Below are 20,692 nucleotides of genomic sequence, written 5' to 3'. Positions count from 1 at the left end.
GCCCCGGCCACGAGGGCCGGGGCACCGCACAGCGTAGGCGGACGGGTGGTGTGCCGACTCGGGGGGACCGGACCGGCCGGTCAGGCGGCCGCGCTGAGCCGGAGCGTGACCAGTTCGAACGGCCGCAGCGCGAGCCGCACCCCGCCGTCCTCCAGCGCGACCTCGCCGCGGGTGCCGTCCCAGGGCCGCTCCAGCAGGTCGCAGGGGACGGCGCCGGCCAGCGGGAAGGAGGTGGTGAGCCGGCCCCGGGCACGGCCGCCGCCCGCCTCGTAGACCCGGACGATCAGATCCCCGCTGCGGTCGTCGGCGAGCTTGACCGCGCTCACCACCAGGGCGTCGTTGTCCAGCTCGACCAGCGGCGCGACCCGCTCCGCGCTGCCGGTGACCCGCCGCTCGGGCAGGCCGATCCGGTAGCCCTCGCGGACGGCGTCGGCGATCGCCGCGCCCGGGACGAGGGCGTGCCGGAAGCGGTGCAGGCCCTGGTCGGTCTTCGGGTCGGGGAAGCGCGGGGCGCGCAGCAGCGAGAAGCGGACCGTGGTGGTGGTGCCGCCGTCGGTGTCGCGCACGGCCCGGGTGACATCGTGGCCGTACGTGGAGGCGGTCACCAGGGCGACGCCCCAGCCGGGCTCGTCCAGGTGGACGAAGCGGTGGTTGCAGGCCTCGAACTTGGCGGCGTCCCAGCTGGTGTTGGTGTGGGTGGGCCGGTAGAGGTGGCCGAACTGGGTCTCGGCGGCGTAGCGCTCGGTGTGGACGTCCAGCGGGAACGCGGCCTTGAGGAACTTCTCGGTCTCGTGCCAGTCCACTTCCGTGTCGATGTCCAGCCGCTGCTCGCCGGCCCGCAGGGTGAGCGTCTGGACGACGGTGGACGACCCGAAGGAACGCGCGATCCGGACGTGGGCGCGGTCGGCCTCGACCGCGGCGGTGAGCTCGTCCACGGCGGTGAGGTCGGTGACGGTGTTGCGGTAGAACTGGTCGACGTCCCAGGCGTCCCACATGTTGGGGAAGTCCGGGTGCAGCTGGAGCAGGTTGGCGCGGCTGCCGGGGGCGACGGTCTCCCGGCCGCTCGCCGTCTCCACCACCGAGCTGATCAGGCCGTCCGCGTCGACCACCACCTCCAGCAGGCCGTTGCCCAGCGTGAAGCCGCCACCGGGCCGCTCGGCCGCCGTACACACCGGGCCGGCCCCGGCGTCACCGACGACGGCCGCCCCGCCCGCCGGGACGGCCGAGCGCGCGTGCGGCGCCGCGTTGAACACCAGCTCGCGGCCGCCCGAGGCCTCCCCGGCCAGCGCCTGCTGGGCCGCGCCGATCAGCTCCTCCAGCTCGCCGGCCAGCGCCGCGTACGTCGCCTCGGCCTCCCGGTGCACCCAGGCGATCGAGGAGCCGGGCAGGATGTCGTGGAACTGGTGCAGCAGGACGGTCTTCCAGATCCGGTCCAGCTGCTCGTACGGGTACTCCGCGCCGGTGCGCAACGCGGCGGTCGCACACCAGAGTTCGGCCTCGCGCAGCAGGTTCTCGCTGCGCCGGTTGCCCTGCTTGGTGCGCGCCTGGCTGGTCAGGGTGGCCCGGTGCAGCTCCAGGTAGAGCTCGCCGACCCACACCGGCGGGTTCGGGTACTCGGCCTCGGCCTTGGCGAAGAACTCGGCGGGCTTCTCCCAGCGGACGGTGGCCGAACCCTCCAGGTTCCGCAGCCGGGCGGCCTTGGCGACCATCTCGCGGGTCGTCCCGCCGCCCCCGTCGCCCCAGCCGGTCGGGGCGAGCGAGTGCCGGGCCACCCCCTTGTCCCTGAAGTTCCGCGCCGCGTGGGCGATCTCGCTGCCCTTCATCGAGCAGTTGTAGGTGTCCACGGGCGGGAAGTGGGTGAAGATGCGGGTCCCGTCGATGCCCTCCCAGAGGAAGGTGTGGTGCGGGAACCTGTTGACCTGGCTCCACGAGATCTTCTGGGTCAGCAGCCACCTGGAGCCCGCGTTGCGGATGATCTGCGGCAGGCCGCCGGTGAAGCCGAAGGTGTCCGGCAGCCAGGCCTCCTGGTTCTCGACCCCGAACTCCTCCAGGAAGAACCTTTTGCCGTGGACGAACTGACGGGCCATCGCCTCGGAGCTCGGCATGTTGGTGTCGGACTCCACCCACATGCCGCCGGCCGGGACGAACCGCCCCTCGGCCACCGCCTTGCGGACCCGTGCGTACACCTCGGGGCGGTGCTCCTTGATCCAGGCGTACTGCTGCGCCTGCGACATGGTGTAGAGGAAGTCCGGCTCCTCCTCCAGCAGGGCGGTCATGTTGGCGGTGGTGCGGGCCACCTTGCGGACGGTCTCACGCAGCGGCCACAGCCAGGCGGAGTCGATGTGGGCGTGGCCGATCGCGCTGATCCGGTGCGCGGACGGCACCGCGGGCGCGGCCAGCACGCCGGCCAGCTCCGCACGGGCCGCGGCGGCCGTCCCGTTGACGTCCTGCAGGTCGATCGCGTCGAGGCAGCGCTCGACGGCGCGCAGGACCTCCCAGCGCCGGGCGCCCTCCACGGGCAGCTCGGCCATCAGCTCGCCGAGCACCTCGAGGTCCATTGACAGCTGCCAGACGGTGTCGTCGAAGACCGCCAGGTCCAGCCGGGCCAGCCGGTACTGCGGCCGGTCGCCGGCCGTCTCCCGGTCCCCCAGGTCCGTGGGGAGGAAGGGGTGGTAGTCCAGGATCACCGGGTTGGCAGCGGCCTCGACGTGCAGCAGCACCTGCTCGCCGCCGGCCGCCGGGGCGGCGATCCGCACCCACTGGTTGCGCGGGTTGAGGCCCTTCACCGGGCTGCCGTCCGGCCGGTAGACCAGGCCCTCGCACTGGAAGCCCGGCATGTTGGCGTCGAAGCCGAGGTCGATCAGCGCCTCGACCGTGCGCCCGGCCCAGGCCTCGGGGACGGTGCCGCGCACCGTCAGCCAACTGGTGCTCCACGGTGCGCCCCAGGCATCACCGACGGCGACCGGGGTGCGCGGCGCGGCCAGGCCCTCGGCGACCGGGACGGGCTCGCCGGGGGCGGTCCAGATGCCGGCCTCCAGCGGGACGGACTCGGGGTGGACCGCCGGGAGGATGCGCTCCTCCAGGACGCGCTTGAGGCGGGACTCGACCAGGGTGCGGTCATCGTGCATGTCGGCAGGCTCCGTTGCGTGTCGAGGGTCGGCGGTGTCTAGAGGGAACGTACGTCGTCGGGGTGGACCACCTCGGTGATTCCGCGCGCGGCCAGGTGCGCCCGGTCACCGGCGCGCTCGGCGAGCACGGCGGTCGGGCGGGCGCCCTCCTCGGCGAGGCGCATGAACGCCTCGTACACCGGGCCGCCGGGGCCGCAGACCGAGCGCCGGGGCGAGGTGACCTCGTCGCCGGTGGCCACCACCACGGCGGTGCCGCGGGGCTTCGGCGGCTGCCAGGAGCGGCGGACCTCGGCGGCCGCCTCGGCGAGCCGGGCACCGGCCGGTTTGACCTGCCGGTCGGTGGTCAACAGGCCGAGGCCGTACTCCAGCTCGGGGAAGTCGGCGAGCGAGCGGTGCACGTCGTGCGAGCACCACCAGGTGACGCCCCACAGGTCCGGGCAGTCCAGCACGGCCGCGACGGTGGCGCCGGTGAACCGGGCCGCGTCCTCGGGGGCGATGTGCGGCGCGGGCGCGCCGACCTCCTGCAGCCAGACCGGGCGGGCCGGGTCCTCCGCCCAGGCCTTGGACAGCTCGACCAGGTAGGCGGCGTGCTGGGCGGTGGCGGTGGAGCGGGCCCCGTAGCGCTGGGCGGTGCCGTTGAACACCCAGGAGTGCACGGCCGTGGCGGCGCCGATCCGGGCCGAGTGCCAGGGGGTGAACGGGTGCTCGTCCAGGTACCAGGCCGCGTCGTAGGAGGCGTGCAGGTGCAGCCGCCCCGGCGCGCCCTGCTCGCAGGCGGCGAGCATCCGGTGCAGCCAGGCCTGCGCCTCGGCGGGCGTGACGCGGTCCGGGTCGGGGTGCGGGGCGCCGGAGAACTGGTTGATCTCGTTGCCCAGCGTCATCCCGAGGAAGTTGGGCCGCTCGCGCAGCGCTCCGGCCAGGGTGCGCAGGTAGGCCGCTTGCCCGTCCAGGACCTCGGGGTCGGTGAAGATGTTGCGCCGGTGCCAGGTCCTGGTCCAGGAGGGCAGGAAGTCGAAGCTCGACAGGTGGCCCTGCAGGCCGTCCACGGCGACGTCCAGGCCGCGCTCGCCGGCCGCGTCCACCAGGGCGGTGAGCTGCTCGACGGCACGCGGGCGGATCAGGGTGCGGTTGGGCTGGAACAGCGGCCACAGCGGGAAGACCCGGACGTGGTCCAGCCCGAGTGCGGCGACGGAGTCGAGGTCGGCGCGCACCGAGTCGAGGTCGAAGTCCAGCCAGTGGTGGAACCAGCCGTTGCTGGGGGTGTAGTTGACGCCGAAGCGCGGGGCGGTGGTCACGGAGGGCTTCTCCCACGGGATTCGGGACGTACGGACGGCGAGCGGTCCTGCGGAGCGGGCTCCGGGCGCCTCAGCCCTTCACGGCTCCCTCCTCGACGCCCTTGAAGAAGAACCGCTGGCAGACGGCGAACACCACGACGATCGGCAGGAAGGCGATCATGGTGCCGGCCGCGATCAGCCGGGGGTTGGCGGAGAAGGTGCCGTTGAGGTACTGGAGGCCGACGGTGAGGGTGTACTTCTGCGGGTCGTTGAGCACGATCAGCGGCCAGAGGAAGTCGTCCCACGCACCGATGAAGGTGAAGATCACGATCACGCTGAGCATGCCGCGCACGTTCGGCAGGCCGATGTGCCACAGCCGCTGCCAGACGCCGGCGCCGTCGACCAGGGCCGCCTGGTCCAGCTCGACCGGTACGGCGGCGAACGCGGTGCGCATCAGCAGCACGTTGAGCATCGAGATCGCCCCCGGGAGGGCCACGCCGGCCAGGCTGTCGGCCAGGCCGAGGCCGCGCACCAGCACGTACTGGGAGACGATGGTGACCTCGCCGGGCAGCACCAGGGTGGCCAGGAAGAGGCCGAGGACCAGCCTGGCGCCGCGGAACCGCAGCCGGGCCAGCGCGTAGCCGGCCAGGGTGCAGCCGACCACGTTGCCGGTGATGCAGACGGCCGCCACCACCACCGAGTTGAGGGCGTAGGTCCACACCGGGACGGTGTCGGCGACCTTGCCGTAGTTGCCCAGGGTGGGCTGGTCGGGCAGGAAGCTCGGGGTGCTGGTGTAGACGTCCTCGGCGGGGCCCTTGAGGGAGGTGGACAGTTGCCACAGGAACGGGCCGATGACGAGGAGCAGGACGAGCACCAGCAGCAGGTAGCGGGCGGCGGTCTGCGCGGGGGAGGGGGTGTTGAAGCCGCGCGCGGTCCTCGGGCGGAGGGTGGTCGTCTTCGGACGGAGGGTGGTCGTCTTCGGGCGGAGCGTGGTCACGGGGTCAGGCCGCCTTCCGGTTCAGCCGCATCAGGAACAGCATCGGCCCGAGGGTGATGACGAACAGCAGCAGGCTGAGCGCGGAGGCGTAGCCCAGGTGGCCGTTGAAGCCGCGGCTGTACATCTGGATCAGCATCACCACCGACATGTCCCGGCCGCCGGGGCCGCCCTGGCCGTTGGAGAGCACGTACAGCTCCGAGAAGACGCGCAGCGAGCTGACCGAGATCAGGGCCGAGACCAGCACCATGGTCGGGCGCACCCCGGGCAGGGTGACGTGCCAGAACCGGCGCAGCGAGGTCGCGCCGTCCACGGCCGCCGCCTCGTGCAGCTCGCGCGGGACGTTGGCGAGGGCGGACAGGTAGATGACCATGTAGTAGCCGAGGCCCTTCCAGACGGTCAGGGCGATCGCACTGAACAGCAGCAGCCAGCGGTCGGTGAGGAAGGAGACCGGGGAGTCGGCCAGTCCGGTCTGCCGGAGCAGCCCGTTGACCAGGCCGCGGTCGTCCAGCACCCAGCCCCAGATCAGCGCCACCACGACGGCGGAGGCGATCACCGGGGTGTAGAAGGCGGTGCGGAAGAAGGTGATGCCGGGGACGCGCCGCTGGACGAGCAGCGCCAGCAGCAGGGGCAGGACGGTCAGCAGCGGCAGGCAGACCAGCATGAAGACGATGCTGTTGAGCAGGGCGGCGGCGAGCTGGTCGTCGTCGAGCAGGCGGCCGTAGTTCTCCAGGCCGGTGAACCGCCCGCCGCCCAGGGGCCTGGCGTTGGTGAAGGACAGGATCACCGTGTTGACGGCCGGCCAGAGGTTGAAGACGGCCAGCCAGAGTATCGCGGGCCCGGCGAGCAGCCAGGGGGTGAACCAGCGCCGGTGGGTCATGCGGTTGCCTTCCTGGGGGCTCGGCCCCGCCGGGGCCCGGGTGGCGGGGCGGTGCGGGACTGGGAGTGCGGGTCGTGCCCGGGACGGCGGGCCCGGGGGCGCCCGCCGCCGCTGCGGTACGGACCTCGGGCCGGCGGTCAGCCCTTGAGCAGCTTGTCGCACTGCGCGACGGCGGTGTCCAGCGCCTGCCGGGAGCTGGTCTCGCCGCTGATGGCCAGGGCGAACTGCTGCTTGATGACGGTGCTCATCGCGTCGTCCACCTCGACCGGCTGGATCAGCTTGGCCTTGGCGAGCGAGGTGAAGGCGATCACCTTGGCGTCGCCCGCGTTGGTGCCGTCGCTCCGGCTGAAGAACGGGTCGTTCGCGGAGGCCTTGGTGGAGGGGAACACGCTGGTCAGGTGCGCGAAGGCGGCCTGGTTCTCGGGGCTGGTGACCCAGCGGGCGAGGGCCACGGCGGCGGCCGGGTTCTTGGTGCTCTTGGGGATGGACAGGCCCTGGACGTACAGCGGCGGGGTGTCCATCGCGGGGGAGGGGACGACCTTCGGCGCGAGCGTCGGGTTGTCCGTGGCGAGGCTGGTGATGAAGTTGCCGCCGCCGGTGGTCCAGGCGGCCGTGCCGGAGCTGAACAGCTTGGAGTTGCCGGCGTAGGTGTCGGTCAGCACGCCGTTGGGCATCAGGCCTTCCTTGAAGGCGTCCCGGTACTTGTCCAGCAGGGCGGCGGCCTCGGGGGTGTTGAAGGTGAAGGACCTGCCGTCGTCGGCCATGATCTTCACACCGATGTTGTAGAGGTCGCCGAGACCGGGCTTGCGGCTCATCAGGTAGGTCTGGCCGCCGGACTTCTCCTTCATCACCCGGGCCTGGGCGATCAGTTCGTCCAGGGTGGTCGGGGGCTTCTTCGGGTCCAGGCCGTTCTTCGTGAGGAGGTCCGAACTCCAGTAGTTGACGTCGGTGTTGAGGTACCACGGGTAGCCAAAGGTGCCCTGGTAGCCGTTGTAGCGGTAGGCCTCGACGCCGCCGGCGACGTACTCCTCGGCGAGCTTGGGGTCGGCCTTGGCGACGTCCAGCAGGACGTCCTTCCTGGCGAGCGGGTAGGCGAAGTCCGGGGGGAGGTTGACCACGTCGGGCAGGGTGCCGGAGGCGGCCTGGCTGAGCACCTTGTCGGAGTACCCCTCACCGGGCTGGTCCAGCCAGTCGACCTCGACGCCGGGGTACTTCTTCTTGAAGCCGTCGATGACGCCCTGCATGTAGTCGGTGAACTTGGGCTTGAGCGCCCAGGTCTGGAGCGAGACCTTGCCCTTGACCTCCCCGGTGGCGGCCGCACTCGCCACGCTGTCGCCGTTCGTGCTGCCGCCGGAGCCGAGCCCGCAGCCGGTGAGGGCCGCCGCGGTGAGGGCCGTGGTCGTCAGTGCCGCCCAGATTCTTCGCATGAGGGTCTCCCGGTCCTGGGGATGGGTGGGGGATGGTGCGGATATCAGAACCTGACTAACTAAACCGGTCTAGCTATGGCAGGGACTATGCTCCCGCCTAAACTTGGCTGTCAAGAGAGGAGTCGGGTTCTGTGGGCAGACCGACGATCGCCGACATCGCGCGCCAGGCGGGTGTCTCCAAGGGCGCGGTGTCCTTCGCGCTGAACGGCCGCCCGGGCGTCAGCGAGGCGACCAGGGCCCGCATCCTGCGGGTCGCCGAGGACATGAACTGGCGGCCGCACAGCGCCGCGCGCGCCCTCGGCGGGGCCAGGGCCGACGCCGTCGGCCTGGTGATCGCCCGCCCGGCCCGCACCATCGGGGTCGAGCCGTTCTTCGGCCAACTGCTCTCCGGCCTCCAGGCGGTGCTCTCCGCCAGCTCCGTCGCGCTCCACCTGATGGTGGTCGAGGACACCGCCGCCGAGATCGAGGTTTACCGCCGCTGGGCCTCCGAACACCGGGTGGACGGCTTCATCGTGGTGGACCTCCAGGTCAAGGACCCGCGCCTGCCGGTGCTGGACGAACTCGCTCTGCCCGCCGTCGTCCTGGGCGGTCCCGGCAAGGGCGGCGGCCGGCTGCGGATCTGGGCCGACGACCGGGCGGCGATGCTCTCCATCGTCGACTACCTCGCCGCCCTCGGGCACCGCCGGATCGCCCACCTCGCCGGGCTCCCGCACTTCCAGCACACCCAGCGGCGGATCCGCGCGCTGCGCGACGCCTCCCGCCGGCTCGGCCTCGAGGAGGCCGTGTCCGTGCCCACCGACTTCAGCGACGCCGAGGGCGCGGCGGCCACCCGCACCCTGCTCTCCCGGCCCAGGCGGCCCACCGCGATCGTCTACGACAGCGACGTGATGGCCGTCGCCGGGCTCGGCGTCGCGGGGGAGATGGGTGTCGCGGTGCCCGGCGAGCTGTCCATCGTGTCCTTCGACGACTCGGTGCTCGCCCGGATCGTCCACCCGCCGCTGACGGCGCTCAGCCGGGACACCTTCGCGCTCGGCGAGCAGGTCGCGCGCAGCCTGCTGGAGGCGGTGGAGGAGACCGGGCCCGGGCGGGACCTCCAGATGCCCACCCCCCGGCTGACCGTACGGGAGTCCACCTCGCCGCCGGGCGCCGCCGCCCCCGCCGGGCCGACCGGCGGCTGAGGCTCCGCCTCACCCGACGGGGTGGATGCTGCGCGAGTCGTTGACAGCGGTTCTGAACCGGTTTAGCCTCGCTGCGCCGAGCGGGCAACGCTCGACGCGCCGCCCCTCGCTCCGCGCCCCCTCTCGCTCCGCGCTCCGCCCGGCTCCCGCTGCGCCCGTACCTCCCTGTACGTCCCCTCGTGCGTCCCCGTTGGTGCGCAGCGGCGCCGTCTCCACCTCGTCCGTGTGATCCAGGTGATCCGTGCGATCCGTGTGAACCGTCTGCACCGCCCTGCACCGCCTGCACCGCCTGAACCGCCTGCACCGTCTGATCCAGCACCGGCACGCCCGCATGCGGCCGGGCCCCCGTCCACGACGGCGGGCCCGCCCCCACCCCTCCGCTCGATCGGAGCCAGCGCATGTCACGACGCCTCCCCCTGCTGCTCAGCGCCGCCCTCGCGACGGCCGCGTTGACCGCCACCCCCTCCGCCTCGGCGGAACCGAGACCCGCCCCGGCGCCCGCCGTCACCGCCGGCGCGGGAAGCCAGCCGTACGCCTCCTACTGGTACCCCAGCACCCTCCTGAGCTGGGACCCGGCCACCGACCCGGACGCCCGGTTCAACCGCTCCCGCGTCCCGCTCCAGCCCCGGACCAGCGACCCGGCCCTCGCCGCGAACCGCAACGCCCGTGCGGGGGAGGGGAAGGTCGCCTCGCTGGTCTCCTTCGCCCCCACCTCCAACAACCCCTCCCAGGGCTCCGCCGACCCCAACTACTACGCCTTCGGCTACTGGCAGTACGTCGACAAACTGGTGTTCTGGGGCGGCTCGGCCGGTGAGGGCCTGATCCTCGCCCCCAACCCGACCGTCATCGACGCCGCCCACCGCAACGGCGTCAAGGTCTACGGCACCGTCTTCTTCCCGCCCGCCGCGTACGGCGGCCAGATCCAGTGGGTGCGCGACTTCGTCCAGAGGTCGGGCACCCGCTACCCCGTCGCCGACAAGCTGGTCCAGGCGGCCCAGTACTACGGCTTCGACGGCTGGTTCATCAACCAGGAGACCGGCGGGGGAGACTCGGGCCTCGCGACCGAGCTGCGCAACCTGATGCAGTACACCAAGGCGCAGAGCGGCACCGAGTTCATGTGGTACGACGCGATGACCACCTCCGGCGCGGTGGACTGGCAGAACGCCCTAACCACCGCCAACTCGCCCTTCCTCCAGGACGGTTCGAAGCGCACCGCGGACTCGATCTTCCTCAACTTCGGCTGGACGGCCGACGGCCTGGACTCCTCCCGCACGCTCGCCCGGCAACTCGGCCGCAACGAGTACGAGCTGTACTCCGGCATCGACACCGAAGCCAACGGCTACAACACCTCCGTGGACTGGAGCACCCTCTTCCCGGCCGGGCAGCCGCACACCACCTCACTCGGCCTCTACCGGCCCGAGTGGACCTGGAAGTCCGCCACCGACCGCGCCGACTTCTACGCCAAGGACGCCCGCTACTGGGTCGGCGGCTCCAACGACCCGTCGAACGTCGACCTCTCGTCCAACTGGCCCGGTCTGGCCGGTTACGTCGCCGAGTCCTCGCCGATCACCGCCAAGCCCTTCGTCACCAACTTCAACACCGGCCAGGGCGACTTCTACGACGCGGCCGGCGTCAGGGTCGCCACCGGCGGCTGGAACAACCTCTCGCTCCAGGACGTCCCGCCGACCTACCGCTGGGTGGTCGACTCCAGCGGGAGCAAGCTCACCCCGACCGTCGACTTCACCGACGCCTACCAGGGCGGCTCCTCGCTGCGCCTGACCGGCACCCTCGACGCGACCAACACCGTCCGGCTGTACCAGACCAGCCTGCCGGTCGCGGCGAACACCAAGCTCGACCTGGTGGTCAGGACCCCGGCCGCCGGGCCGACCAGGCTCAAGGCCGCCGTCTCCTTCACCGACTCCCCGGGCAGGTTCACCACGGTGGACGTCGGCTCCAACTCCGGCACCGGCTGGGAGCGCCACACCCTCGACCTCTCGCCGTACGCGGGCCGCACCATCTCCCAGCTCGCCCTCCAGGTGGCCGGATCCGACCCGGCCTACGACCTCAAGGTCGGCCAGGTCGCCGTCTACGACGGAGCGGTGCAGACACCGGCGGCTCCCAGCGGGTTCACCGTCCTCGGCACGAGCGACGTGACCCCCGGCACCAGCCAGTCGCTGCGCCTCTCCTGGACGGCCGCACCCGGCGGCAACGTCCACCACTACGAGGTCTACCGGCGCAACGCGGACGGCAGCCGGACGTTCCTCGGTGCGACGCCCAACGACGCCTACTTCGTCGGCCGGCTCGACCGGGCCGGGACCGAGCCGACCACCACCCTGGACGTCGAGGCCGTCTCCACCACCTACGGGCGTTCCGACGCCGCCTCCACCACGGTGAGCTGGACCGCCACTCCGCCGACCTCGACCAACCTGGCGCTGAACCGCCCGGCCACCGCCTCCGGTCAGTGCAACGCCAACGAGGGGCCGGCCAAGGCCGTCAACGGCAGCGTCAACGGCGGCACCGGCGACAAGTGGTGCACGCTGACCTCCGCCAAGTGGCTCCAGGTGGAACTCGGTTCGGTGAAGAAGCTGAACAGGTTCGTGGTCAAGCACGCCCAGGCGGGCGGCGAGAGCGCCTCGTACAACACCCGGGACTTCTCGATCCAGGTCCGCTCCGCCACCACCGACCCCTGGACGACCGTCACCACCGTGACCGGCAACACCGCGGGCACCACCACCCACCAGGTCGACACCACCGCCCGGTACGTCCGCCTGGTCGTCACCAAGCCCACCCAGACGACCGATCCGGCCGCCCGCGTCTACGAGTTCGAGGCCTGGGGGGCGTAACCCCGCCGTCTGCTCCGGACCTCCGGTCCGGCGAGGAAAGGAAGCCCCCGTGCCGGTCACCACCATCACCGCCGTCGAGAGCACCGACCTGTTCGTCGGCCCCGAGGACGCACCCCGCCAGATCCTGCGGGTGACGACCGAGGGTCCGGCCGCCCGGATCACCGTCAGCGGCCCGGGCGTCCGCGGCGAGGCGACCGGCACGGGGGCGGTCGAGGTCCCGCTGGAGATCACCGGCGCGGCCGCCGGCGCGCGCCTGCCCGTCACCGTGCGTGCGGGTGCGGCCGCCGACCCGGCCGCGGGTCCGGCCGCGGGTCCGGCCGCCGACACGGCGGAGGCCTCGGCCGAGGCGTTCGTGGAGGTCGCCGAGCCCGGCTGGACGGTGTTCCTGGTCTCCCACTTCCACTACGACCCGATCTGGTGGAACACCCAGGCCGCCTACACCTCCCCCTGGGAGCTGCTCTCCGCGGACGCCACCACCCGGCCGCTGTGGGAGCGCAACGGCTTCGCCCTGGTCGACGCGCACCTGGACCTCGCGTTGCGGGACCCGGTCTACAAGTTCGTCCTCGCCGAGGTCGACTACCTGAAACCGTACTTCGACCAGCACCCGGAGCGCCGCGCAACCCTGCGCCTGCTGCTGGAACGCGGGCAGGTCGAACTGGTCGGCGGCACCTACAACGAGCCCAACACCAACCTCACCGGCGCCGAGACGACCATCCGCAACATCGTCCACGGCATCGGCTACCAGCGCGACATCCTCGGCGGAGACCCGCGCACCGCCTGGCAGCTCGACGTGTTCGGGCACGATCCGCAGTTCCCCGGCCACCTCGCCGCGGCCGGCCTCACCGGCAGCGCCTGGGCGCGCGGGCCGTTCCACCAGTGGGGCCCGATCCAGAAGAACTTCCGCACGGCCAAGGACGACGCCCGGGTGATGCAGTTCCCGAGCGAGTTCGAGTGGATCGCGCCGGGCGGCGACGGCGTGCTCACCCACTACATGCCGCACCACTACTCGGCCGGCTGGTGGATGGACTCCTCGCCGGACCTCGCGACCGCCGAGCAGGCCGTCTACGAGCTGTACCGGAAGCTCAAGCCGGTCGGCGCGACGAGGAACCTGCTGCTGCCCGTCGGCACCGACTACACCCCGCCGAACAAGTGGGTCACCGAGATCCACCGCTCCTGGGCGGCCAAGTACCTCTGGCCCCGGTTCGTCTGCGCCACCCCGCGCGACTTCCTCGACGCCGTCCGGGCCGAACTCGCGGCCACCGGTCGCCGGCCCAGCCCGCAGACCCGCGACATGAACCCGGTGTACACCGGCAAGGACGTCTCGTACATCGACACCAAACAGGCCCAACGGGCGGGCGAGGTCGCGGCGGTGGACGCCGAGAAGCTCGCCACGCTGGCCGTGGTGAACGGACTCGGGTTTTACCCCGGGGCCGCGCTCGACAAGGTGTGGCGCCACCTCGCCTACGGCGCGCACCACGACGCGATCACCGGTTCGGAGTCGGACCAGGTCTACCTGGACCTGCTCGGCGGCTGGCGGGAGGCGTACGACCTGGCGAGCGCCGTCCGGGACGCGGCGCTCGACGCGCTGACGGCACGGATCTCGACGGCGGGTGCCGGCTCGGCGGCGGCCCTCGGCACGACGGCGGATGCCGGCACGGCCGCGGGCGCCGGGTCGACGGCGGACCTCGGCTCGGCGGTGGTGGTCACCAACACGCTGTCCTTCGACCGGACGGACCTGGTGTCGGTGCAGCTGCCGCCCGGCGAACGCTCCGTACGGGTGCTGGACGAGGCCGGCCGGCCCGTGCCGAGCGCCGTCGACCGGGGCGTGCTGCGCTTCCTGGCGGAGGACGTTCCGGCACTCGGCTGGCGCACCTGGCGGTTGGCGCAGGGCGCGGCCCACCCGGCGTGGACGGCCGCCGAGGGAACCGTGATCACCGGTGCCCGCTACCGCGTGACGGCCGACCCGGCGCGCGGCGGCGGGCTCTCCTCGGTCCACGACCTCCGGCACGGGCGGGAGTTGATCCAGGGCGGCCGGATCGGCAACGAACTGCGGGTGTACCAGGAGTACCCGCAGCACCCGGACTTCGGCGAGGGTCCGTGGCACCTGGTGCCGAGCGGACCGGTGGTCGGGTCAGGCGCCGCCCCCGCCTCGGTCCGCCGGGAGGCCGGGCCGCTCGGCGAGCGGCTGGTGATCGAGGGGACGGTCGACGGCATCCGGTACGAACAGACCGTGACCCTGTGGCGCGGGCTGGACCGGGTCGACTGCCGGACCCGGATCGTGGACCACTCCGGCGCCGACCGGCTGCTGCGGCTGCGCTTCCCGGTGGACGTGCCCGGCGGGCTGCCGGTCAGCGAGGTGGCGGGCGCCGTCATCGGGCGCGGCTTCGCCATGCCGGACGTCGACGCGGCGCAGGCGCCGTGGACCCTGGACAACCCGGCCAACACCTGGTTCGGGCTGGGCGCCACCGCGCGGGTGAGCCTGACCGACCCGACGGGCACGGTGACCGGCTCGCGGGCCCTCGGCGTGGCGGAGGTCGTCGTGCCGGCACTGGACGCGGCCGCCGACGCCCGGCCGCTGGTGGTCGCGCTCGCCCGGATCGGGGTCACCGCCACCACCTCGGCGGCGGACTGGGCGCGGTACGGCTGGCTGGACGTGGACTCCAACCTGCCGGACTTCCGGATCGTCGTCGGCGGACCGGACGTGAACGAGGCCGCACGGGAGTTGGTCGACCGGGCGGGCGAGGACTACGCGGCCGCGCTGAAGGCGCACGGCGCGGTGTGGGTCCCGGCGCTGACGCCGCTCGCCGACGTCTGGCGCCCGGACGCGGACCTGCGCGACCTGCGGGCGCTGCCCGCGCTGATCGTGACCGAGCCCGCCGCGCTGGTCGCCGACCTCGCCGATGCCCGGATCACCGCCGTCTGCCCGGGCCGGGTTTCCGACCGACTCGCGGACCACAGCGTCGCGTTGCTCACCTTCGGCCTGCCCGGCTTCGCGGTGGACGCCACCGGCGCGCTGCACCTGTCGTTGCTGCGCTCGTGCACCGGCTGGCCGTCCGGGGTCTGGATCGATCCGCCCCGGCGCACCCTGCCGGACGGTGCGTCCTTCCAACTCCAGCACTGGACGCACGAGTTCACCTACGCACTGGTCAGCGGGAACGGCGACTGGCGGGAGCAGGCGCTGCCCGCGCGCGGCCAGGAGTTCAACCACCCGCTGTACGCGCGGATCGTGCCGGCCCAGGAGGGACCGCTACCCGCCACCCTGTCCTGGCTGCGGATAGAGCCGCAGCGGGAGGTGCTGCTCGGCGCGCTCAAGCCGGCCGGGAACCCGGTCGCCCACGGCGCGACGGCGTCCGACCGGCGCGACCTCACCGTCCGACTGGTCGAGTCCACCGGTCTCGGACGGACGGCGCGGCTCAGCGGTGCGCTCGGGTTGGGCGGCGTCCGGCCGGCCGATCTGCTGGAACGCCCGCTCGGGGCGGCGGCCGGCGGCCTGGACCTCCCCGGCTCGCGGATCGCCACCGTGCTCGCCGCCCCCGCGATCGCGGCTGCCGGCGACGGGCCCGCCCTCGGCCCGACCGCGGAGCCGGCCCAGCCCGTCCACGCCCGCTACTGGCTGCACAACCGGGGCCCGGCCCCGCTCGGCTACCTCCCGGTCTCGGTCGGCGCCTCGCCGGGGCTGCTGCGGACGGCGGGCGAGGCGGTGACGCTCTCCGTCGCCCTCTCCTCCCAGCTCCGGGACACCACCGTCGAGGGCACGGCCGTCGTGCTGCCCCTGGAGGGGTGGACGGCGAGCCCCGGCAGCCGCCCGTACCGGTTGACCGCGGGCGGGTACCTGCGCTTCCCGGTCACCCTGGCGCCCCCGTCGGACGTCGAGCCGGGCCTCCACTTCGCCGCCGTCCGGGTCGAGCACGACGGCCAGCAGATCGAGGACGTGGTGACCATCGCCGTCGGTGACCTGCCCGAGCTGCTTCCCGTCCCCGGGGACACCCCCGATGACTGGACGGCGGCGCAGGGCACCGCGGCCGTCGGCGGCCGCGACACCGGCCTGTCCGTCGGTGTCTCCTCCGAGTCCCTCCGGATCGCGGCCGGCGGCGGGGCCACCTTGGGCCTCACCCTCACCAACCGCACCCGCGGCGAGATCCGGGGCGAGCTGCAACTCGTCTCCCCGTGGGGCACCTGGGACGCCATCGCCGACCCCGTCCGAGGCTTCACCGTCCCGGCAGGCCGGTCGGTGACCGCCGACTTCGCCGTCGCGGTGCCCGAATCCGCCGACCCCGGCGCGTACTGGGCGCTGGCCAAGGTCATGTGGTTCGGCCGCTGCCAGTACGCGCCGACCGTCGCCCTGGTGGTGGAGGCGTGACGCTCGGCCTGCTCGACGGGCGCCCCCTCCCGCGCACCGCTCTCGACCGGCGCCTCGCCGCCCTGCGGACCGGTCCGCGCGCCACCGCCCTGCCCCGGCCGGGCAGCTCGGAGGACCGCCAGCTCACCCGCTGGGTCGCCCAGGTGCTGCTGACGGAAGCCCTCTGCGAGGCAGTCGCCCGCGAGCGGGACCTGCCCGTCGCCGAGGAGCGTCCTGTCCGACTCGACCACCGAGCCGCCGTCGAACTCGGCTCGATCACGGCGGCCGCGTACGAGGGCAGCGCCGCCGTCCGGGCGGTCTACCGGGCGGTCACCGCTGATGTCGAGCCGTCACCCGCCGGCATCGCCCGCTACCGCACCCTGACCGCCCGACCACCGCTCACCCGCTGGCACCTCGCCGGGCCCGACGGCACGTTCGAAGCCGACCCCGAGACCCTTCCCGCCGCCCTCGTCGAGGCCCTGCGCGCCGCTCCGCCCGGCGCCTGGGTCACCGTGGGCGCGTGGAAGGCCGCCCTCCTCGCCACCCTCACAGCCCCGCAGGATGACGACCCCGTCCCCGCCCTGCGCGAAGCCGCCCGCCGCGCCGCCTTCGTCCGCTGGCTCGACCGGGAACGGGCGCGACGCATCACCCTGGTGGAGGGGCTGGAACACCCCGGCGACCCGGCCCAACCCGACAACCACCACCGCCACTGAGCAGCGGCTGGTCGGCCGGCCGGCCGGCCCGCTTGCCCGCTTGCCCGCTTGCCCGCTCGCCCGCTCGCCCGCTCGTCCGCTCGTGCCGCCGTGGCCGGCCGACGGCGCCCCGGCCGGTGAGCCCGACCGCCGCGCCCCGGACGGCCGTTGCGGTCCGCTGCGGAACCGCCCGAGGGCTCAGGTCAGGCGCGCCACCGCCAGGGACAGCGCGCGGTCGAGCGCCGCCCCGGCGTCGCACGGCACATCGGGCCGGACCCCGGTGCCCTCCCAGTTGGTGCCCGAGACCGGGTTGACCGAGCGGGCGACGGGCACGCTGAGCTCCAGGTGCGGGTGCACCGTCCAGCCCTCGCGCGGGTGCGCGCCGCCCCGGGTGGCCTCCCCGACGACCTCGGCGCGCCCGAGCTGCTGGAGGTCGTAGGCGAGCTCCTCGCCCGCGGAGAAGGTGCTTCCGCTCGTCAGCACGTAGAGCGGCTTGTCGGCGCCGAAGCGGGCGCCCGGTACGAAGGGGGGCGTCCAGGACTGCTCGGCCACCTCGCCCTGCCGCGAGAGCATGGTGTTGAGATGGGTGCGGCCGTCGAGCAGGTAGCCGCAGACGAAGGCGACGGTGTCCGGATCGCCGCCGACGTTCCGGCGCAGGTCGAGGATCAGGGCGCGGGCGGGGGCCACCAGCGAGAGCGCCGCGGTCAGCGGCTGCGCCGCCCAGTCCAGCGGGAACAGGTTGGGGGCGATCTCCAGGACCGCGACGCCGCCGTCGAGCAGTTCCACGCGTGGTATGCCGCCGAGTGAGGCGTCGAACTCCCTCCGCATCGCGGCGAGTGCCGCCGCACCCTGCTCCTGCGGCACCGGTACGGCGTGGTACTTGAGGGCCAGGTGCAGGTCGCCGTTGACGGACCGCAGGTCCGCGGTGACCGCCTCGGCCAACTCCTCGACGGAGGAGGCCCGGTAGGCACCCTCGGCACTGCGGCGCCGCAGCAGGGCCGCCAGTTGCCCGGCGGCCTCGGGGAACACGTAGTTCTCGCGGACCAGCTCGGCGATCGACTCGACGACGGCGACGGCGGCGGTGGCGTCCAGGGCGGACGGCGATGTGGTGGAGGTCATGGGACGGAGTAGACCAGCGCCTTGCCAAAGCGTCAAACGTACTTAACGCTTGATCGGGTGAGCCACCGACCAGACGACGGCGTCCAGCGGATCAGCACGCCCCTTCAGCACACCGCACTCGCCCACCCCGTGCGCCAGCGCCTGCTGTTCGCCCTGAGCAGCCGGCCCTCGACGATCAGCCGGCTCGCCGCGCAGCTGGGAGTGAACAAGGGCAGCGTCTCCCACCACCTGAGGGTGCTGACCGAGGCGGGGCTGGTCCAGGACGCGGGAACGCGACGGGTGCGCGGCGGAACCGAGAAGTACTACCGGCGCACCGCCGAGCGGCTCCTCGTCGACGAACCCCAGCCCGAGGGCACGGCCGCGCTGCTCGGAGCCGTCGCCCAGGAGCTGGACCGCTCGCCCGCCGACCACCTCCTGACGCTGCGCCACCTCCGACTCAGCCCGGCCAAGGCGGCCCGGCTCGCCGAGGCGCTGGCCGCTCTGGTCGACGACACCGAGGAGGACCCGGAGGGCGAGCCGGTGCACGGCCTCCTGGTGACGCTCTACCAGCAGGCCGGGCCGCAGGGGCGCCGGCCCGGTGCGTAGGGCGTAGGCCGGTCCAGCGGCGCCCGTGCCGGCGCGGATCACGACCTCGCCGCCGGGCCGCCCGCCGAGCCGGGTGCGCGGACCCGACTCGACGGGGCGGCCGCCTCGTCACAGCTCGGTGAGTTCGCCCAGGCCGAGGGTGCGCAGTGTGTGGTTGGCCAGGTGGAGGTGGCCGGCGGCGTTGGGGTGGGCGGGGTCGTCCAGCCAGGCGAGGGCCTCGCGATCGGGGAAGTGGGCGAGCCAGTCGGCCTCGTGGTCGACGAGCAGGGCGCCGGTCTCCTCGGCGAGGTCGCGGACGGCCTGGCAGTAGGCGGGCAGTCCGGCGCGGGTGGCTCGTTCGCCGTGGCTGACGACGAGGGGCGTGTGCAGCACGATCTGCGCGCCCGCCGACCGGGCGATGATCTCGCGCATCGCGCCGCGGAACCTCTCGAGGCCGTCCGACCCGGCGAGCGCGTCGTTGGTGCCGAGGGACAGCGACAGGACGTCCGGGGTGAACCGTCCGATGCGGAACTCGTACGCGCCGAGCATGTCCGTGGCCGTCCAGCCCGAGACGCCCGAGTTGACCACGATGTCCGTCAGCCGGCCGAGCTGCCAGCACAGGCGTTCCTGCACGTGCTCCACCCAGCCGCGGGCGCCGTGGGTGTGGTGGACGGCCTGGGTGATGCTGTCCCCGGCCATGACCCAGGTCATCGGCTCGTCCGAGAGTGCGACCATGCGCGCGTATCCCCCTTGATCGTTCGTCCTGCGATGCGGCGGCGGTCTGTCCGCATCAGGGAGGTTGATCATATTCGGGCGCGGTCGCGCACCCGGCCGGGGCCGCCGGTCGTCGGCCGCCGAGGCCCCGGCCCGTCGGGGCGGAGCCGGAACGTCAGGCGGGGCAGCCCGGAAAAACCGGCCGCCGCTTCAGTGCCAGAGCTGGTCGAAGGCGTGGACGGCCTGTCGGGCGGCGGGGGCGAGGGTGTCCGTGCCGGGTGGCGACCCTGCGGGCTGGAGGAGGTGATCGACGCCGGGGAGGGTGACCAGGCCGGGACCGCCGGTGCCGGCGGACTTGAGGGCGTCGGCCAGCGGGCCGGTGCTGGAGCAGGGCACCTGGGTGTCCGCGGTGCCGCAGGTCACCATGACCTTGGTGGCCGGCGGGACCTTGGCCGCGAGGTCGGCCGGGTCGACCGCGTCGTCGGTCCGGGCGAACGCGAGGTTGCCGTTGAGGCTCTGGAACACCGCGGCGATCGACCCGGGCAGGCCGGCGGTGTCGGCGGGCCGGCCGGAGCGGATCTCGGACACGCCGTTGGTGACGGCGGTCCTGAGGGCCGCCGCCCGGGCGGAGTCGAGTTGCCCGGCGGAGACGGCGGCGTCCACCTGCTGGTCCACCTGGAGGGTCACCAGGTCCAGCAGGCGCATGTCCTGGGGTTCCAGCAGCGCCAGGCCGGCGGGGGCCGGAGCCGGTGCGGCGTCCCGGTCGACCTCCAGGGCGATCAGGGCGCCCTCACTGTGGCCCGCGATGAGCAGCTTCTGCGGGTCGGCGCCCGGCTGGGCGGCGAGGAACCGGTAGCCGGCGGCGGCCTGTTGGACGAAGGCGTCGAGGTCGACGGCACCCGGGTGGTCGGCGTAGGCACCGAGTCCGGTCTGCCCGGTGGAGTACTTGTCGTACCGCAGGGTCATGATCCCGTCGTCGCCCATGAGCCTGGCGAGGTCGGCGAGGGTGTCGGGCATGAGCTGCGGGGGTTGGTTGCCGTTGCGGTCGGTCGGGCCGCTGCCGGGCAGCAGGAGCGCGGCCGGCAGCTTCGCGTCGGTGGGGCCCTGCGGGATGTGCAGGGTGCCGTAGGTCGTGGTGCCGTTGACGACGAACGACACCTCGTGGTCGCCCGGGGCGGTGGCCGAAGAGCCGGTGCCGGTCGGAGCGGCGGCGTTGACGGACGGGACGGCGGAGCTGGGCGCCGGGGCGCGGAGGGCAGCGCCGCTGCCGCAGCCCGCCGTCCACCCCAGTGCGGCGATCAGGGCGAGCGCCCGGCCGGCGGTCGCGATCCGGCGGGACGGGGACCTGCGCAGGGGCATCCGGGGACTCCGAGAGGTCGAGGGCCGGACCGGCGCAGCCGGGAGGCCGGATCCGCCGCACCAGTAGAGCCGAGTCGGCCGCGCCGGAGGCCGCGACAGGCCGGAGGGCAACGGCGAACCGGCCGTTCGGGGCGGCCCGCCGAGCGGTGCGGCGCTCGGGGGGCCGGGGTGGCGGGGTGGT

13 protein-coding genes are annotated in these 20,692 nt (G+C 73.5%); 5 read left to right on the top strand and 8 right to left on the bottom strand.

Translation table 11 applies throughout. The annotated features are described in order from the left end of the window. Nucleotides 1-80 precede the first annotated feature (80 nt). The 5 genes from ABT247_RS20335 to ABT247_RS20315 form a co-directional block, all read right to left on the bottom strand. Nucleotides 81-3,128: an alpha-mannosidase gene (locus ABT247_RS20335; protein ID WP_350744207.1), complete on the bottom strand. Its 3,048-nt coding sequence runs from the start codon at nt 3,126-3,128 to the stop codon at nt 81-83. Between the two features lie 38 nt (nt 3,129-3,166). Next, the gene (locus ABT247_RS20330; protein WP_350744206.1) at nt 3,167-4,423 is read right to left on the bottom strand and encodes a glycoside hydrolase 5 family protein; all 1,257 of its coding nucleotides are present in this window, start codon (nt 4,421-4,423) and stop codon (nt 3,167-3,169) included. Nucleotides 4,424-4,493: 70 nt separating this feature from the next. Then, nucleotides 4,494-5,399 (bottom strand): carbohydrate ABC transporter permease, encoded by a 906-nt coding sequence (locus tag ABT247_RS20325; RefSeq protein ID WP_350744205.1) that lies wholly within the window; start codon nt 5,397-5,399, stop codon nt 4,494-4,496. Nucleotides 5,400-5,403: 4 nt separating this feature from the next. Then, a complete protein-coding gene (locus tag ABT247_RS20320; protein WP_350744204.1) occupies nt 5,404-6,276 on the bottom strand; it encodes a carbohydrate ABC transporter permease in 873 nt (290 codons plus the stop codon). A gap of 137 nt (nt 6,277-6,413) precedes the next feature. Beyond that, nucleotides 6,414-7,703: an ABC transporter substrate-binding protein gene (locus ABT247_RS20315; protein WP_350744203.1), complete on the bottom strand. Its 1,290-nt coding sequence runs from the start codon at nt 7,701-7,703 to the stop codon at nt 6,414-6,416. A 131-nt stretch (nt 7,704-7,834) separates the two neighbouring features. Between ABT247_RS20315 and ABT247_RS20310 the strand changes: the two genes are divergently transcribed. From ABT247_RS20310 to ABT247_RS20295, 4 genes are all read left to right on the top strand, one after another. Further along, the gene (locus ABT247_RS20310; RefSeq protein WP_350744202.1) at nt 7,835-8,881 is read left to right on the top strand and encodes a LacI family DNA-binding transcriptional regulator; all 1,047 of its coding nucleotides are present in this window, start codon (nt 7,835-7,837) and stop codon (nt 8,879-8,881) included. A 398-nt stretch (nt 8,882-9,279) separates the two neighbouring features. Then, nucleotides 9,280-11,724 (top strand): endo-beta-N-acetylglucosaminidase, encoded by a 2,445-nt coding sequence (locus ABT247_RS20305; RefSeq protein WP_350744201.1) that lies wholly within the window; start codon nt 9,280-9,282, stop codon nt 11,722-11,724. Nucleotides 11,725-11,773: 49 nt separating this feature from the next. Beyond that, on the top strand, nt 11,774-16,084 hold the full coding sequence (locus ABT247_RS20300) for a glycoside hydrolase family 38 N-terminal domain-containing protein (RefSeq protein ID WP_350744200.1): 4,311 nt from the start codon (nt 11,774-11,776) through the stop codon (nt 16,082-16,084). Continuing rightward, entirely contained in the window at nt 16,081-16,776 is a 696-nt protein-coding gene (locus tag ABT247_RS20295; protein ID WP_350744199.1) for a DUF7158 domain-containing protein, read from the top strand. Before ABT247_RS20300 ends, ABT247_RS20295 begins: the two co-directional genes overlap by 4 nt. Before the next feature lie 177 nt (nt 16,777-16,953). Here the strand turns inward: ABT247_RS20295 and ABT247_RS20290 are convergent, their stop codons facing one another. After that, nucleotides 16,954-17,874, bottom strand: a complete 921-nt coding sequence (locus tag ABT247_RS20290) for a S41 family peptidase (protein ID WP_350744198.1) — start codon at nt 17,872-17,874, stop codon at nt 16,954-16,956. Between the two features lie 57 nt (nt 17,875-17,931). On the opposite strand from ABT247_RS20290, the gene ABT247_RS20285 reads away from it, so the two are divergent. Beyond that, a complete protein-coding gene (locus tag ABT247_RS20285) occupies nt 17,932-18,459 on the top strand; it encodes an ArsR/SmtB family transcription factor (RefSeq protein WP_350744197.1) in 528 nt (175 codons plus the stop codon). A 108-nt stretch (nt 18,460-18,567) separates the two neighbouring features. Here the strand turns inward: ABT247_RS20285 and ABT247_RS20280 are convergent, their stop codons facing one another. Both ABT247_RS20280 and ABT247_RS20275 read right to left on the bottom strand, forming a co-directional pair. Then, a complete protein-coding gene (locus ABT247_RS20280; protein WP_350744196.1) occupies nt 18,568-19,173 on the bottom strand; it encodes an SGNH/GDSL hydrolase family protein in 606 nt (201 codons plus the stop codon). A 189-nt stretch (nt 19,174-19,362) separates the two neighbouring features. Continuing rightward, nucleotides 19,363-20,511 carry an alpha/beta hydrolase family protein gene (locus tag ABT247_RS20275; RefSeq protein WP_350744195.1) on the bottom strand — a complete coding sequence of 383 codons (1,149 nt, stop codon included), beginning with the start codon at nt 20,509-20,511 and terminating at the stop codon, nt 19,363-19,365. Between the last annotated feature and the right edge of the window lie 181 nt (nt 20,512-20,692).

The sequence above is a fragment of the Kitasatospora sp. NPDC001539 genome (assembly GCF_040298565.1).
In the GTDB taxonomy this organism is placed as follows: Bacteria; Actinomycetota; Actinomycetes; order Streptomycetales; family Streptomycetaceae; genus Kitasatospora.
This window is presented reverse-complemented; position numbering and strand designations above follow the sequence as displayed.

Excerpts from the sequence above, each read along its gene's own strand:
- ABT247_RS20335 (WP_350744207.1), bottom strand. The coding sequence starts at position 3,128 with ATGCACGATGACCGCACCCTGGTCGAGTCCCGCCTCAAGCGCGTCCTG.
- ABT247_RS20320 (WP_350744204.1), bottom strand. The coding sequence starts at position 6,276 with ATGACCCACCGGCGCTGGTTCACCCCCTGGCTGCTCGCCGGGCCCGCG.
- ABT247_RS20315 (WP_350744203.1), bottom strand. The coding sequence starts at position 7,703 with ATGCGAAGAATCTGGGCGGCACTGACGACCACGGCCCTCACCGCGGCG.
- ABT247_RS20305 (WP_350744201.1), top strand. The coding sequence starts at position 9,280 with ATGTCACGACGCCTCCCCCTGCTGCTCAGCGCCGCCCTCGCGACGGCC.
- ABT247_RS20290 (WP_350744198.1), bottom strand. The coding sequence starts at position 17,874 with ATGACCTCCACCACATCGCCGTCCGCCCTGGACGCCACCGCCGCCGTC.
- ABT247_RS20280 (WP_350744196.1), bottom strand. The coding sequence starts at position 19,173 with ATGGTCGCACTCTCGGACGAGCCGATGACCTGGGTCATGGCCGGGGAC.
- ABT247_RS20275 (WP_350744195.1), bottom strand. The coding sequence starts at position 20,511 with ATGCCCCTGCGCAGGTCCCCGTCCCGCCGGATCGCGACCGCCGGCCGG.